At 56.7% G+C, this 15,023-nt stretch carries 12 protein-coding genes; 8 read left to right on the top strand and 4 right to left on the bottom strand.

The window, feature by feature from the left end:
* Positions 1 to 71 precede the first annotated feature (71 nt).
* Both zapE and C0U40_RS18575 read left to right on the top strand, forming a co-directional pair.
* A complete protein-coding gene (zapE, locus tag C0U40_RS18580; protein WP_101657293.1) occupies positions 72 to 1,145 on the top strand; it encodes a cell division protein ZapE in 1,074 nt (357 codons plus the stop codon).
* 114 nt (positions 1,146 to 1,259) lie between these two features.
* On the top strand, positions 1,260 to 4,349 hold the full coding sequence (locus C0U40_RS18575; protein ID WP_101657292.1) for an ABC transporter transmembrane domain-containing protein: 3,090 nt from the start codon (positions 1,260 to 1,262) through the stop codon (positions 4,347 to 4,349).
* Positions 4,350 to 4,384: 35 nt separating this feature from the next.
* Here C0U40_RS18575 and C0U40_RS18570 read toward each other — a convergent pair whose 3' ends face one another.
* Positions 4,385 to 4,675 carry a DUF6552 family protein gene (locus C0U40_RS18570; protein ID WP_286135114.1) on the bottom strand — a complete coding sequence of 97 codons (291 nt, stop codon included), beginning with the start codon at positions 4,673 to 4,675 and terminating at the stop codon, positions 4,385 to 4,387.
* A 103-nt stretch (positions 4,676 to 4,778) separates the two neighbouring features.
* On the opposite strand from C0U40_RS18570, the gene C0U40_RS18565 reads away from it, so the two are divergent.
* Positions 4,779 to 5,651 carry a LysR substrate-binding domain-containing protein gene (locus C0U40_RS18565; RefSeq protein ID WP_101657291.1) on the top strand — a complete coding sequence of 291 codons (873 nt, stop codon included), beginning with the start codon at positions 4,779 to 4,781 and terminating at the stop codon, positions 5,649 to 5,651.
* Positions 5,652 to 5,714: 63 nt separating this feature from the next.
* On the opposite strand, the gene C0U40_RS18560 is transcribed toward C0U40_RS18565, so the two are convergent.
* Together C0U40_RS18560 and C0U40_RS18555 are read right to left on the bottom strand one after the other, a co-directional pair.
* Entirely contained in the window at positions 5,715 to 6,977 is a 1,263-nt protein-coding gene (locus C0U40_RS18560) for a lytic murein transglycosylase (RefSeq protein WP_286135113.1), read from the bottom strand.
* 71 nt (positions 6,978 to 7,048) lie between these two features.
* Positions 7,049 to 7,765 (bottom strand): helix-turn-helix transcriptional regulator, encoded by a 717-nt coding sequence (locus C0U40_RS18555; protein ID WP_101657290.1) that lies wholly within the window; start codon positions 7,763 to 7,765, stop codon positions 7,049 to 7,051.
* 76 nt (positions 7,766 to 7,841) lie between these two features.
* On the opposite strand from C0U40_RS18555, the gene C0U40_RS18550 reads away from it, so the two are divergent.
* Positions 7,842 to 8,270 (top strand): DUF1801 domain-containing protein, encoded by a 429-nt coding sequence (locus tag C0U40_RS18550; protein ID WP_145991958.1) that lies wholly within the window; start codon positions 7,842 to 7,844, stop codon positions 8,268 to 8,270.
* Between the two features lie 98 nt (positions 8,271 to 8,368).
* On the opposite strand, the gene C0U40_RS18545 is transcribed toward C0U40_RS18550, so the two are convergent.
* Positions 8,369 to 8,905, bottom strand: coding sequence for an NADPH-dependent FMN reductase (locus tag C0U40_RS18545; protein ID WP_101657288.1), 537 nt, complete (start codon positions 8,903 to 8,905; stop codon positions 8,369 to 8,371).
* 207 nt (positions 8,906 to 9,112) lie between these two features.
* On the opposite strand from C0U40_RS18545, the gene C0U40_RS20370 reads away from it, so the two are divergent.
* The 4 genes from C0U40_RS20370 to C0U40_RS18520 are packed head-to-tail and all read left to right on the top strand — an operon-like array spanning position 9,113 to position 14,979.
* Positions 9,113 to 10,771 (top strand): hypothetical protein, encoded by a 1,659-nt coding sequence (locus C0U40_RS20370; protein WP_286135112.1) that lies wholly within the window; start codon positions 9,113 to 9,115, stop codon positions 10,769 to 10,771.
* A 5-nt stretch (positions 10,772 to 10,776) separates the two neighbouring features.
* Positions 10,777 to 11,685, top strand: a complete 909-nt coding sequence (locus tag C0U40_RS18530; protein WP_101657287.1) for a hypothetical protein — start codon at positions 10,777 to 10,779, stop codon at positions 11,683 to 11,685.
* Positions 11,682 to 12,722 (top strand): glycosyltransferase family 2 protein, encoded by a 1,041-nt coding sequence (locus C0U40_RS18525; protein WP_101657286.1) that lies wholly within the window; start codon positions 11,682 to 11,684, stop codon positions 12,720 to 12,722. The genes C0U40_RS18530 and C0U40_RS18525 overlap by 4 nt, the downstream gene beginning before the upstream one ends.
* Positions 12,723 to 12,738: 16 nt before the next feature.
* On the top strand, positions 12,739 to 14,979 hold the full coding sequence (locus C0U40_RS18520) for a glycosyltransferase family 2 protein (protein ID WP_353616053.1): 2,241 nt from the start codon (positions 12,739 to 12,741) through the stop codon (positions 14,977 to 14,979).
* The last annotated feature ends 44 nt before the right edge of the window (positions 14,980 to 15,023 follow it).

Below are 15,023 nucleotides of genomic sequence, written 5' to 3'. Positions count from 1 at the left end.
TGCGCAGCCCGTGGCGTCTTGTTAGGGGTGACAGAGCAAAATCGACCAATCTGTGCAAGGGCAGAATTGTAATGGGCAGCATCACGGATATTTATAAAAAGCGGGTTTCCAGCGGTGCCCTGCACGAGGATCCGGCGCAACTCGCCGTGTTGAAACTGTTTGAGGATGTTGCGGCACGTCTGTCCTCTGGCACAGCGAAAAAAGGCCTGCGTGGCCTGTTTTCCAAGTCGGTTGAACCGGTGCGCGGGCTCTACCTCTATGGCGGGGTCGGGCGGGGCAAGTCCATGTTGATGGACCTGTTCTTTGACTCTCTGGAAGAGCCGAAAAAACGTCGCGTCCATTTTCATGCTTTCATGCAGGAAATCCACAACCTGATGCACGAAGCCCGCAAGAACGGTGTGGAAGATGCGATAGATCCGGTGGCAGCAGAGGTCATCAAATCCGCCCGTGTCCTGTGTTTTGACGAGATGCAAATTACCGACATTACGGATGCGATGATTGTTGGCCGCTTGTTTGAAAAGCTGTTCGAGGCCGGCGTTGTGATCGTAACCACATCAAACCGGCATCCTGACGATCTCTATAAAAACGGGCTGAACCGGAACCTGTTCCTGCCGTTTATCGAACTGATCAAACAGCGGATGGAAGTCTACAACCTCGACAGTGAGACGGACCATCGCCAGAACCGTCTGCAAGGCCACAAGACCTATTTTACGCCGATAGACAACGCGGCAGAAATGGCGATCCAGCGGGTCTGGACGGATGTGGCGGGCAGCAAGGCGGAGCCGTTGGTGCTGCACCACAAATCCCGTGAAATTCGCCTGCCTGCCTATCATAACGGTGTCGCCATGGCGACGTTTCGCGATCTTTGCGGCCAGCCGCTTGGTCCGGGAGATTACCTTGCTATCGTTGAGGCAATCCGCGTACTGATCCTCAAGGATATTCCAAGGTTGGGCCGTGCCAACAACAACGAGGCGAAAAGGTTTGTCACGCTGGTCGATGCCCTTTATGAGGCGCGAACCAAACTAATCGCCAGTGCAGCAACCATACCGGAAAAGCTCTACGAGGAGGGCGAGGGCGCATTCGAATTCGAACGTACCGCCAGTCGCCTGCGCGAAATGATGAGCGCGGACTGGGGTAAACCATAGTTCACGCAACCGTTTGATTGCTCTGTTCTGCTGATCAGGTAAAGTGTCCCTTGTTTGGGGGGCTCTGCGACCTGTGTCTTGTTAGTCGGCCACCGCCGCTTAAGGGATTCCCTGATGGAAAAAAGCCTGTTTCGATACATCTGGAAGTACTCCAAACGCAGTCAGTTGCTATTACTGGCGCTGACAATAATAACTTTTCCTGTCCTTTACATCAGTCTCGAACTGCCAAAGCGGATTATCAATGACGCGATTGGTGGCAGTGGCGAGGATATAACCTACTTCGGCTTTACCTTCACCCAGACCCAGTTTCTGATGATCCTGTGTTTCGGCTTTCTGATCGCGGTGCTGGCCAACGGATTGCTGAAAATGCGGCTTAACACCATGAAAGGTGTGCTTGCAGAGCGGCTTTTGCGCCGGTTCCGTTTCCAGCTTCTGACCCGAATGATGCGGTTTCCGCGCCCCTACTTCCGCCAGACAAGCCAGGGCGAACTGGTGGCGATGGTCACATCAGAAGCCGAGCCGATGGGCGGCCTTATGGGGGATATGATTTCCCAGCCGGTTTTTCAGGCAGGGCAGATGATCACCATTCTGGCCTTCCTCTTCGCCCAAAGCTTTTGGTTCGGGCTGGCCTCTGTGGCGCTGATCCCGCTGCAGGCGTGGCTGATTCCGAGACTGCAACGACAGATCAACCTGCTGAACAAATCCCGTATCGAAGAAGTGCGCCATCTGGCTTCCGACATCGGGGATACTGCTGCAGGTGTCAGTGACATTCGGACCAACGGGGGCTTGCGCTACCGTGCGGCGCAGTTCTCGGACCGGTTGGGAAAGCTGTTTGATATTCGTTTCGATATCTACCAGAAAAAATTCTTCATGAAGTTTCTGAACAACTTCATCAATCAGCTGACGCCGTTCTTTTTCTATTCGGTTGGCGGCTATCTGGCGATCAAAGGGCAGATCACTGTGGGCGCGCTGGTGGCAGCCCTTGCGGCCTATAAGGATTTATCATCCCCTTGGAAGGAACTGCTGACCTATTACAATCAGGTGCAGGATATGGGGCTGCGCTGGGAGATTGTAACGGAACGTTTTGCGCCGAAAACGCTGGTTGATGACAGCCTGTTTGAGGGCGAGCCCGACTCCATCCCGAGCCTGAAAGGCGATATCGAACTGAACGATGTTACGGTGCGCGATGACTCTGGTGATATTGTTCTGGAAGACATCAATCTGACCATTCCCAAAGGCGCGCGGGTGGCGATTCAGACAACCAACGAAACCGCCGCGCTGGCCTTTGCCGATCTTCTAACGCGGGAGGTTGTTCCGGCGCGGGGCAGGGTGCGGGTGGCCGGGCACGACCTGAACAGCCTGCATCAAACCGTCGTGGCAAACCGTATTGGCTATGCCAGCCCCGTCCCCCAGATTTTTCAGGGGACGATGGGGGATAATCTGCTGATGCCGTTCCGCCGGAAACCCTTGATTGACAGCGATGTACCACCCGAGATGTACCGCTGGCAGGAAGAGGCGCGCCGCGCAGGAAACAGTGACGATCCGCTTGGGGTGAACTGGCTTGATCCTGCGCTGGCGGGGTTCAAGAGCGAGGATGAGATCCGCGACTGGTGGTTCAATCTGGGCGAAGCTATGGGGATTGACGAGTTCATGGTTCGCCGCGCATTGCGTCACCGGCTTGATCCCGTAAATCAGAGCGAACTGGCCGAAAAGATTGTGGAACTGCGCCCCGAAATCGCCCGCCGACTGGAGCAGGCCGGGCTCGGGGATATTGTGCACCATTTCGATCCCAACAAATTTAACCCCGTGTCGCCACTGGGCAGCAACCTGCTTTATGCGGTGCCAACGCGGATGCTGACGCAGGAAAATCTTGCAGAGCAGAGCAAATTTTTCAGCATCCTGAAAAAGGAAAATATTGTAGATGAAGTGGCGGAGATGTCCGCCAGCCTGATCGAGGGGATTGCAACCACCTTTGGCGAAGATGCGACAGACCACCCGCTGTTCCGGCAATTGAATATGGAAGATGCGCTTTATCACAAGCTGCGCATGGTCACGAAAAAGCGACGTCGGCAAGGCAATGACGCGCTGACGCCGGAAGAGTTTGCCTTGATGCTGACCGTACCCTTTGCCTTTAGCGCCGAACAGATCGGGCCTGCCTTTAAGGAAAGCTTCAAGAAGCGGGTTCTTGATATCCGCATGCAGAATGCCGAGCATATGGTTGCCGAACTTGAAGGGTTGTTCGAAACCATCCACCCGAGCCGGTACATGCCGGTCATGTCAGTGCTCGGGAATGCAATCTTCGGGCGGATCTCGCGAATGGCCGGTGCCCGCGAACGGGAGGTTGAAGATCTTGTCGTCGAGGTGCTGAACGAACACGGATTGCGGCGTCTCGCGGCCCAATCAATCTATGATCTGGTCACGGGTCCGGGGGGCCAGAACCTGCCCCGGGTCTTCCGCGAGCGCATCGCGTTTAGCCGTGCCGGATTGAAGAAGCCTGATATTCTGATCCTTGGTAATGCGCTGGCAAGTCATGATTCCGCCAAACGGGCGCAAATGCGCGAGCGTATCGGCAAGTTGATGCCTGACACCACGAAGATTTTCATCGAGAACCATTTCTCCAACCCAGACCTTTACGACCTATATGTCGAGATCGTGGACGGGCGCATCGACGGTGTGCGGCGGGCCGAGGAACCGGCAGATGAAGACGCGAAGCAGGATCTTAAACGCAAGCTGCGGGTGGTGGCACAAACCGGTCTCTTCGCCAATCTCGACCAGAAACAGCAAAGACTACTCGCGTTTAGTGCGCAGTGGTTTCCGGCGAGGGCGGGACAGGTTATTTTTGCACGGGATCAGGCACCGGATGCGGCCTATCTCTGCGTGAAAGGCAAGGCAGGGCTTTACTGGGACATTGAAGGTGACGAAAACCGCTTGATATCCGAAATCGAACCGGGCCGCCTGATCGGAGATTTGGCCATCATTCTCAACGAAAAACGGGCGATGGACCTGATCGCGCTCGAGGAGTCGTTGTTCCTGCGGATCGGTGCGTCAGAGCTTCTGGCTGTGATAGAGAACGATACCAATGTTGCCACCAGCCTGCTGCGCACAGTGGCCGGTCACTTGATCGGTGCTGCGGAAAACGCCCGTGCGGCACGGGAGTTCGCGGTGAAAAAGGGGCTAGACCTGTCCGAACTGGACAAGACGTGATCCAGCAGGACATGTTGCAGTTTCAGGACAGGGACTCAGGCGCGGCTCATTCCAGCAAGCATCGCACCTAATGCCACGATGTGGATTAACATGATTGCCCGATCGTTCCAAAGTATGCCGACCAGAAACCAGCCAAGCACACCGGCGAGAAAGAGATAGAGGTTCCACGGTGTCCAGCCAAAACCAGTAGCCGTATAACCGAGTATCTGGATCACCGAGGCGCCCCACTTGATCAAGAAGGCTGCACGGTCGTGACCGGACCGCGAAGGCTGTGCAACCTGTCGTGGCCCATTGGCGTCGCTTGTGCAAAGTGGAACATGTGTCATGGCAATGACTTTCTCTGGTAACTGTTAGTATCGGTTTACTTTGTTGCCGGTGTCCGTTCACGCCAGAATTGATCTTTTGAGACTGTAGAAATACTATTGGCAGATGAGCAATCTTCCACCCTTGAACGCGCTGCGCGCTTTTGAAGCTGCCGGCCGGCATCTAAACTTTCGGGCTGCCGCAGAAGAGATGGGCGTGACCCAAGGCGCTGTGGCGCAGCAGGTGCGTTTGCTGGAGTCTCATCTCGGCGTTGCTGTGTTTGAGCGACAGTCCAAAGGTGTGGCTTTCACGGCGGCGGGGCGGGCCTATCACAACCGGATCGCCGCAGCCTTCGCCGAGTTGCGCGCCGCCACTGAAGTTCTGCGCCCTGAGCCCGGAAAGGTGCTGGTCAGCGTCACGCCGACCTTTGCCGCAAAATGGCTGATCCCGAACCTGCCCGAGTTTTCCAAAAGCCACCCCGAGATTGACCTGCGTGTACTTGCTACTGAAAAAACCTCCAGTTTCCATGGGGATGGCATAGATATTGCCGTGCGGCAGGCCAGCCCGCCTTTCGGTGCCGCGATAGAGGCTATAAGGCTTTTCAAACAACAGATTATTGCGGTGGCCGCCCCGTCTTTCGTCGCGGATATGACTGTGCCGTTTCGTGGGGACGCGCTGGCGCAGGCAGCAAAGCTGCACGATGCCCATGATCTTTGGCCGGAGTTTCTGGATCACCTCGGGGCAGCGGATAAATCCAAAAGAAGCTTGCGGATGAGCCAGACGGCCCTTGCGATTGACGCGGCTGTTTCAGGGCAGGGTGTTGCGCTCGTCAGCCGGTTCCTTGTGGAGCGGGAGCTTGCGAGTGGTGCTTTGGTTCAGGTGGTGCCGGATACGATGAATGGCGCGCAGGATTTCTATCTTCTGTCGCAACGCCGTCGGGCCGTTAATCCCGCAGTAGAGACAGTAAAGAACTGGCTTTGCTCCCGTGCCGAAGCTTAGCCAGAAGCAAAAACGCGCGGCAGGGTATGCCGCGCGTTTGAAGGCTTGTTGCAAATTTCCGGCTTAGCGAATGGCTTGGCGGAGGAATTTCAGAACTTCCTGATCCGCCTTACCTGTAGGCTGGCGTCCGGCACGGCGCTGCACATCACTGATTGCATCCAGAGTTTTAGGGCCGATGATCCCGTCAGGTTCGCCAATATCGTAGCCCGCCTTGATCAGCAGTTCCTGTACCTCCAGCTTTTCGGGCAGGCGCAATGCACCCGGACCACGGGGCCAGTCCCGTATAAATTCGCCGCCGCCGTTGATTTTGTCCGCTAGATGCCCCACCGCCATCGCGTAGGAATTGGCATTGTTGTAGCGCTTGATGACGAAGAAGTTTTTGAATACCGCAAAGGCCGGACCGTCTGCACCTGCAGGAAGCAGGATGGCTGCACTGCCGTAGTTCGGGATTTTCCCGCCCGACATTGTGCGCACGCCAAGTTCGGTCCAGCGGGCCGGCGTTGCTTTCACTTTCAAAGAGGCATTGCCATAGTTAAAGCCTCTGGGCAGCTGAACTTCGATGCCCCAAGGCTGCCCTTTGACCCAACCGTTGCGGCGCAGGTAATTTGCGGTGGATGCCAGCGCATCGGACGGATCGCGCTGGTCCCAGACATCCCGTTTGCCGTCGCCGGTGAAATCCACCGCCAGCGCGTCATAGCTGGTGGGGATGAACTGCGTATGACCCATTGCACCGGCCCAGCTGCCCATCATCCGGTTCGGGGTGATGTCGCCGTTTTGAATAATCTTCAAGGCAGTCAGGAGTTGCTGTTCTCCGAACTTCCGGCGGCGCCCTTCATAGGCAAGGGTGGCCAGCGCCTCGATGATATTGATATCGCCCATGTTCTCACCGTAGGAACTCTCGAGCCCCCAAATGGCAACAACCACGGACCATTCCACCCCGTAAGTGTTTTCGATCCGGCGCAGTTTGGATTTGTGCTTGCGCACCATCGCCTTGCCATTCTTGACCCGTTTCGGAGAAGTGGCGGTGTCCAGATAATCCCAGATCTCGCGTGAGAATTCTGCCTGTTTGCGGTCGGATGCGATGACCCGCGAATTCAGCCTAACGCCTTGAAACGCGCGGTCGTAAGTGCGCGATGAGATCCCGTTCGCCAGCGCGCGCGCCTTGAAACTGCGCACCCATTGTTCAAAGCCCGATTGTGTTTGCGCCATCAGGACCCCCTGATCCGGTTTGGCTGGTGGCGGCGGAGATGTCTCCACAGCGGCTCCGAAAGCCAGACTGGGAATAAACGCCAGTGCGGCCACAAATTTTAATCCGTATTTTAGCATGCGATGCTCCTGCTCTGATCGCCCTATTTTTTGCCAAGCATAACGGGGAAAACCCTTTTTCAAAAGAAGAATTACGCGCGATAGGGTGGTGGGCGATCTGTTGCCTCTTCAGACTCGATGGTGGCCAGCGCATCCCGCAACAGGCTTGTGCGATGTGGGCGGAAGGATTGATCGGTCAGGGACAGTTTCCGGATCCGGTCTACACGAAAAGCGCGAAAGTCCTGCCGGAGCTGGCATTTCGCCAGCAGCATCAAAGTCTGGTCCATAAAGATTATCGACAGGGGCCAGATTGTGCGTTCGGTCTGCGCGCCCTTGGCATCGCCGTAATGGATATGAATTGCCTGTTCATCGCGGGCGGCCTGTCGGATCGTGGCCACATCGACGGTGATCTCGGGGCGGCTGTGAAAGCGTTTTGCGCTCAGCACGCTGTTCTGCATCTGGCGTGACAGGCGGTCCGGCAGGCTCGCTGCCAGTTTGGCCAACGCGTTTCGGGCCGCATCCGCAAGGACCGGATCGCCGATTTCAATCACTTCGCGCAGTCCAAGCACCAGCGCTTCGGTTTCGTCCGTGTTGAACAGCATCGGCGGCATGGCTGTATCTTCGACCAGTGTGTAGCCAAAGCCCGCCGCCCCGTCGATGATCGCCCCCGCACGGCGCAGACTGTCCACGTCACGATAAACCGTGCGCAGCGATACACCAAGTTCGGCAGACAGTTGCGCCGCCTGCACCGGTGGGGGGAGCAGCCGTAAAAGCTGCATCAACTGGAGTATGCGTTCGGATTTTGCCATATTAATGGGATACTACATAATGCTGACAGAAGTTGACAGCAGGTCTGTGTTGGTATGGCGGAAAAAGGAATTCAACATGACCCGATTGCCCCCACCAGAGGTTCAGGCCGTCTACGACAGTTTTCCCGCAGTCGAGCGGGAGAAGTTAATGCTGGTACGGCAACTTATTCTGGACTGTGCCGCTTCGGTCGAGGCTGGCACCGTCACGGAAACCCTGCGTTGGGGGCAGCCGGCCTATCTGGTGAAACAGGGTAGCAGTCTACGGTTGGGGATTGGGAAAACGGGACTGGCCGCGATCTTCGCCCATTGCCAAAGCAGTATCATCAGCAATTTCGCCACGGCATTCGGAACGGATTTCGAACTGGACGGGAACCGCGCCGTCTATCTGGACCAGTTGGGGGCGGACGAGCTTGAGAAGCTGCGCTTTCTGATCCTGCACGGGTTGCAATATAAACGTGCGCCTAAAGCGCGTCTGACAGTTGCGCAGATGAACCTGCAAAAATGAAGCGTCAAGAAAGACGCTTCATTGATTCCGGGGAACGATTCCAAAATACAAGAGGGTGCAGTGCGTCGGTTCGGTGGGAACCTTTCATTCCCCGCCGTTCAGATGATCGCGCGCAGCTTGTCCATCAGCTTTTGTACCGCTTTGGTATAGCGTTCATCCTTTAACGTCCCATCTTCCTCGAAAGCACCTGCGGCCAGTGCTACGGCGACGGGGGGACCTTGCAGAACCATTGGCTGGAAGGGTGTCAAACACTGGCGTAGGGAGTTCTGTGTCATTACGCCGCCGGTCCGCCCGCCGGTGGCGGACATGATAGCCACAGGCGTGTTCCCCATTGGCATCGGTTTCACGCGGCTGACCCAATCCAGCGCATTTTTCAGCACTCCCGAGATGTTGCCATTGTATTCCGGCGTCGCAATCACAATCGCATCCGCGTCCTGCATTTGAGCATGGAGGGTCTGTACCGCAGCCGGAATACCTTCTGCGTCTTCCAGATCGCCGTCATAGAGCGGGAAGCGGATGTTGGCATAGGTCACTTCTGCAGGACCGAAGGCGTTAACAGCCAGATCCAACAGCTTCCGGTTCAGTGATCCGGCGCGCAAAGAGCCGCAAATGACAAGGAGTTTCGGGTCAGCCATGGTCTTTCCTTTTTTGTTTGCCCTCACATACGATGACAAACACATATGTCCAGCCTTTTTGCGCAAGCGACAGTTTGTTCACGGTTTTGCCTTATTACAACATTAACAGCCATATTGGCGCTGGTAATGGCTGTGTGATTGTACCATGCTGCCGTGCCGTTTATGGTATGGAAAACAAGAACCAAAGGTCTACAAAGGGACAGCATCGTGGCAGGCAAAGACTATCAAATTGCAGCATTGTGGATGGAAGGCAGTCTCAGCTTTCTGGAACAGTTGTGCCTGAAATCCTTTGTGGATGCAGGCCATCACGTGAAGCTTTACCACTATGGACCCTTGCGGAATGTACCCGATGGTATGGAGCTCGCCGATGCGGCTGAGGTTCTGCCCCGAACCGATTTTCTGGCCCATGCCCGCACAGGTTCACCTGCGCTGCACTCCGATCTGTTCCGCTACAAGATGCTCGAGCAGAACAAGGATACCATCTGGGCGGATACCGATGCCTATTGCATGAAGCGGTTTGAAACGCCGAACGGCCATTTCTACGGTTGGGAATCGGACAAACACATCAACGGTGGTGTGCTCGGCCTGCCGTCGGACAGTGAAACCCTGCGCGAATTGCTGGAGTTTACGGCGGATGAATTCGCAATTCCCACATGGTACGGTGATGACTACACCCGCGAACTGGAAGAAGCCCGCGATGCCGGTAATCCGGTCCACGCCTCCGAACAGCCCTGGGGTGTTTGGGGCCCCCATGCGGTGACGCATTTCCTGCACAAAACCGGCGAGGCAAAATACGCCCTGCCGCAGGAAGGGCTTTATCCTTTCACCTACAAAGACCGCCGGATGATGCTAAAGCGCAACTTTGACACCACACCTTATGTGACCGAAAACACCTATTCCATCCATCTATACGGCCGCCGGATGCGGGCCCGTCTGGTGGAAAAGGAAGGCGGCGAACCCCACCCAAAAAGCCTGCTGGGGCAGTTGATCAAAAAGCACGGTATCGACCCTGCGCAGGCACCGTTGCCGATGTCAAAGGCGCAACAGGCGGCAGCGAAAGCGCCCAAAGGTGCGAAAGTAAAATCGGAAGCCAAGGCCAAACCGGCAGAGAAACCCGCCAAGCCGAAGAAACCCGTAGCACCCGCTGCCTCCAAGGTGGCGCCGCTGGACCCTTCAGCGCGGGCGGGTATCGGGCAGGTTAATCTGACCGACATCGCCAATAAATACAGCACGGACAAAGGCTCTGCGAAACACCGCTACACGGAACTTTACCAGATGCTGTTCCTGCCCCTGCGCGGGCGCAAGCTGAACCTGCTGGAAATGGGGCTGCTGAACAGCGGGCCCGAACATGAAGTCGCGGCAGAGCGGATCACCAATGATGCCCCTTCCGTCCGCATGTGGCTGGAATATTTCCCGAAAGCGCAGGTTTACGGTCTGGATATTTCGGATTTCAGCTGGCTTGATGATCCGCGCTTTACCTATGTGAATTGCGATATGGACAGCCGTGAAAATATCAACGCTGCGGTCAAAGACCTGCCGCAGATGGATATTATCGTGGATGACGCCAGCCATGCGTCCCATCACCAGCAATTTGCGTTTCTGGAGCTGTTCCCGAAACTGGCGTCGGGCGGGTTTTACACCATCGAAAACCTGCGCTGGCAGCCCAAGCATATGGAAAAGCCGGGTTTCACCAAGACCGCCGATCTGTTCTACGGCTATCAGAAAGACGGCGCATTCAGCCATTCCGACGCTGTAATCGCGGACGAATTGAACGCCCTGAGGGAACATATTTCGGGATGTTTTATTTATCAGGTCGGTTTTAACAAATCCCGGAAAGACCAGTTGATGGTTGTCCAGAAACGGTAATTCCCATGTCTGAAGAAATCCAATCCGAAGAGATGGAACGGGAGGTCGAGCGGGGGATAATCCCCGACTGGTACCGTGACATCTATCCGGACGGAGAACGGGACGGCTTTTATGAAAAACTCGGCAGCCATTCCCTGTGCTATGTAGAGCGCAGCCTCGGGCAGCTTGTTATCACCTTCGACAATCTGGCAGAGGCCGGACATGACGGCTATGACCGTGAAGCTTGGGCCTCGGGGTTTTGCAATTATAACAACTGGTCCCATCTCGGGATTTTTGCGCAGGGGCCAAGCTGGTTTCGCGATGAACGGTTGATTGCCCGACTGGAAAAGCTGCGGGACGACGGGTTCTTTGCGCAGTTCAACTATGTCACGCTGGCAGGGGCCTCTATGGGGGGCTTTGGTGCACTGGTATTTTCCGCCCTTATACCCGGGGCGAACGTGATCGCCTTCAGCCCGCAATCCACCCTGATTGAAGATCTTGCCCCTTGGGAAAACCGCTACGCCAAGGGGAAGGAATACGACTGGTCCCTGCCTTACGCGGACGGGGCGGCGGGGTTGGAAGCCGCTGGCAAGGTCTATGTGATTTATGATCCTTACGAACCCACTGACAGCCAACATGCGGCCCGTTTGACGGGTGACAATGTTGTGCATCTGCGGGCCTACGGCTTTGGCCATCGCTCTGCCCTGTTTCTGCGCAGGCTTGGCGCGCTGAAACCCGTGATGGGGGAAGGTGTCATCGGCACGCTGGATGCCGAAGGCTTTGCCCGGATGATCCGCAATCGCGGGGCGGTGTATCTCTACAAGACACAGATGGAAAATTACATGCGGCGGCGGGGCCGCGATGTCTGGGTTCCCAAGTTGCAAAAAGCCTTTCGCAACCGGCGCAAGCGTCTGGAATCGGAGCAATCCACATGAGCGGTCTTCTCGGCGTTACCTGTCTGCGCAACGAGGGTCCATATGTGGTGGACTGGCTGGCCCATCATCTGGCTTCAGGGTTCGATCACATGCTGGTGCTGACCCATGATTGCGATGACGGGAGTGCGGAGCTGTTGCAGGCTCTGGCCGCTGACGGACGGATCACCCATTTGCCGTTCGACTATACCGCAGAGAAAACCGTGCAATGGCAGGCGCTGAACATTGCCAAAACCCATCCGCTGGTGAAATCTGCGGATTGGGTGATGTTCTTTGATTGCGACGAATATCTGAACCTGCCCGAACCTCATAAAAGCCTGAAAGACTTGGTGGCGACCCTGCCGGATGCCGAGGCGATTGCCTTTCCGTGGCGGCTGTTCGGGGCGGCGGGGCAGGAACGGTTTGACACTGCACCGGTGACAGAACGGTTTGTGCAGGCCGCGCCACGGGACATCCACTATCCACTGGCCAATCTTTACAAGACGCTATTCCGCCCGAAATCCTTTCGCCAGCTTGGGGTGCATCGCCCGCGCAACAAGAAAGACCGCGTGCCGCGCTGGTTTGTGTCCAGCGGCCAGCCCCTGCCCGAAGGGGTGGCGGCCAACGACAAGGCAATCTCGCTCTACGGTCTGTTAGACACCGATGCGCCGATTGCCTATCTGAACCACTATTCTGTGCGCTCGGCGCAGGAATTCATGCTCAAGGCGCAGCGGGGTCTGCCCAACCACATGGATCGCGCCATTGACCTGTCCTATTGGGCGGAACGGAATTTTAACACGGTAACGGACGACAGCATCGCGCGGATGGCCCCAATGACAACGCTGCAGCGCGACCAGCTCTGCGCCCTGCCTGATGTGGCGCGGCTTCACGCTGCTTGTGGTGCGGAACACCAGCGGCGGATTGACCGGATGCTTGAAGATCTGGACAATATCCGGCTGATCTGGCGGCTTGGCCTGCTGGCGGGCAGCACACCACCGCCACGGAGGCGGGCGCAGATTTATATCCAACACCAGATTAAAGCGATGCAATACAATGGGTAATCCCGCCGGAAACAAGTTGATCCAACGCAGCCTTGGCGTGGTTGAGGCTGAAGGGATTGTCCTGCTGGACGCGGTTTCGCAAATCCGCGATGGCAAACGCATCGTGCAGCTGTTCTTTCGCAGCGACGCAGACACGCTGCGGGTGTTTCCCGGCGAAGGGATGCGCGTTCTAGAAACCCGTAGCATCGGCGGGGCGATGTGGTGGACCTGCGAAGCAGAATCAAGCACGGGGCCGCTTAAGATGGTCTTTGCCGACACGCCGGTTGTGATTGATCCGGCACCGCAGGAAACGGAAATTTTTGGCCAGAAGAACTGCTTTGTGTCGATTCGCAACGGCGAAACCGCCGGCGCGGTGCTGGACTGGCTGGCTTACCACGTCAACCACCACGGCTTGCAGGGGGCGGTTATACTGGATCGGGCTGCGCCAGGAACTGACAAGGGGTTTCTTCGCAAGCTGCGGGACGGGGTGAAGAACCTGCCACAGCCCTGCACTGTGCTGCTGCTTGACGGGGCAACGCCGCTTGGCCATCCTGATCGCCCTGCGGAATCCCATCCCTTCTGCGCACCTGATGCGCCTGGCAAGGACCGCATGGAAATCCCCCCGTCCGACCCTTGGGCAGCACCCCTGCGGGAGGTTCTGATCTACGAGCAAATCCGCAACCGTTTTCTGGGGGCGGCCCGTGCGGTTGCAAATATCGACGTTTATGATTTGATGGTCGAAGGCGAGGGGTCTGAGACCTTGTTTGATGCGGCGGTCGCGGCCCCTTCGGGCTGTATTCCACTGGCCGGACGGCATGTGTATCCGTGGCGCACCCGCAAGAACGCGCCCGCGACGTTCGGGGATCATATCTGTGTGCAATTTGATGCGCGAAAGCTGAAGCAGCGGTGGTGTATTGCGCCTGCGCAGGCCAGTGACAGCGCGATCTGGCGGCTTATCCGCGTGGGCAATGTGGCCACGGATGTAAAAGCCGTGCGCCTGTTCTATCGCTATATGTCCCTGCGCCACCCGACGCCATCTGTGGCAAAGATTGTCCCGAAATCCAGCCTCGTAGAACATAAACCCCTTATAGAACTGGCCCGCATACGCTTTGGCGCCAAGCCGGTTCGCATGCCCGAAATCAAGCCGGAGAAAGACGCCGGACGGGGCCGCGCGGCGATTGTCACTTGTATGAAGAATGAAGGTCCGTTCATTCTGGAGTGGCTGGCCTATCACCGCGCCATCGGGTTTGACGATTTTCTGGTCTATACCAACGATTGTACGGACGGAACCGACACCATGCTGGACCTGCTGCAAAAGCGCGGGCTGGTGCAGCATCGGGACAACCCGTTTAAGGAAAGCGGTTTGAAACCCCAGCACGCAGCCTTGCAAGCCGCCGAAAGCGAAGAGGTCATGCAAAAGGCGGGCTGGCTGGTCTGCATGGATGTGGACGAGTTCATCAACATCAAATGCGGGGACGGGACGCTTGATGCGCTGTTCAAGGCAGTGCCTGACGCCAATATGATCGCAATGACTTGGCGGTTGTTCGGCAATGCTGACGTGGACGAATACCGCGACGAGCTGATTACCGAACGGTTTGACCGCTGCGCACCGGAGTTTGCCAATAAGCCCCATCAGGCGTGGGGGTTCAAAACGCTCTACCAGAACGTTGGCCTGTTCAAAAAGATGGGGGTGCACCGCCCCAAAGGTCTGAACCCGCAGCTTTGGGAGCAGATCAACTGGGTCAACGGCTCTGGAAAACGGTTGCCCAAGGACATCTATCGCAATGCGTGGCGTTCCACGACGGACACTTACGGCTATGATCTGGTGTCGCTGAACCACTACGCCGTGCGCAGTGCCGAAAGCTTCTTGGTCAAACGGGACCGCGGGCGGGTAAACCATGTAGACCGAGATCAGGGGCTGGCCTATTGGTTCCGCATGAACAACAACGCCGAAGAGGAAACCTCGATCAAGCGGATGTTGCCCAAGCTGCGGGTGGAGTATGACAAGCTGCTGGCCGATCCCGAAATCGCGGCGATTCATGCGGAAGCTGTAAAACGGCACCGCGCCAAGATTGACGCGTTGCGCGAGACAGAGAAATATACCATCTTTTACAAGGAACTGACCGGCCCGCGCCTGCGTAAACTTTCAAGGCTCCATTCCCATTTCGGAGCAAATGTGTTTCTGAACGGACCAGATTGCGTGCCCGACGAGGTGGTCGCGAAAGGCCCTGAGGAGGAGTTCTTTTTCACCATTGAACGGGGCGAGACGAACCATTAACTTTTGCAGCTGAGGCCGCCGGACCCAGTGAACAGGAATATCCA

Source organism: Neptunicoccus cionae (genome assembly GCF_002860325.1).
Classification (GTDB): Bacteria; Pseudomonadota; Alphaproteobacteria; order Rhodobacterales; family Rhodobacteraceae; genus Amylibacter; species Amylibacter lutimaris.
The sequence above is the reverse complement of the archived record's forward strand: the minus strand, read 5'-3'. Positions and strand labels throughout refer to the sequence as shown.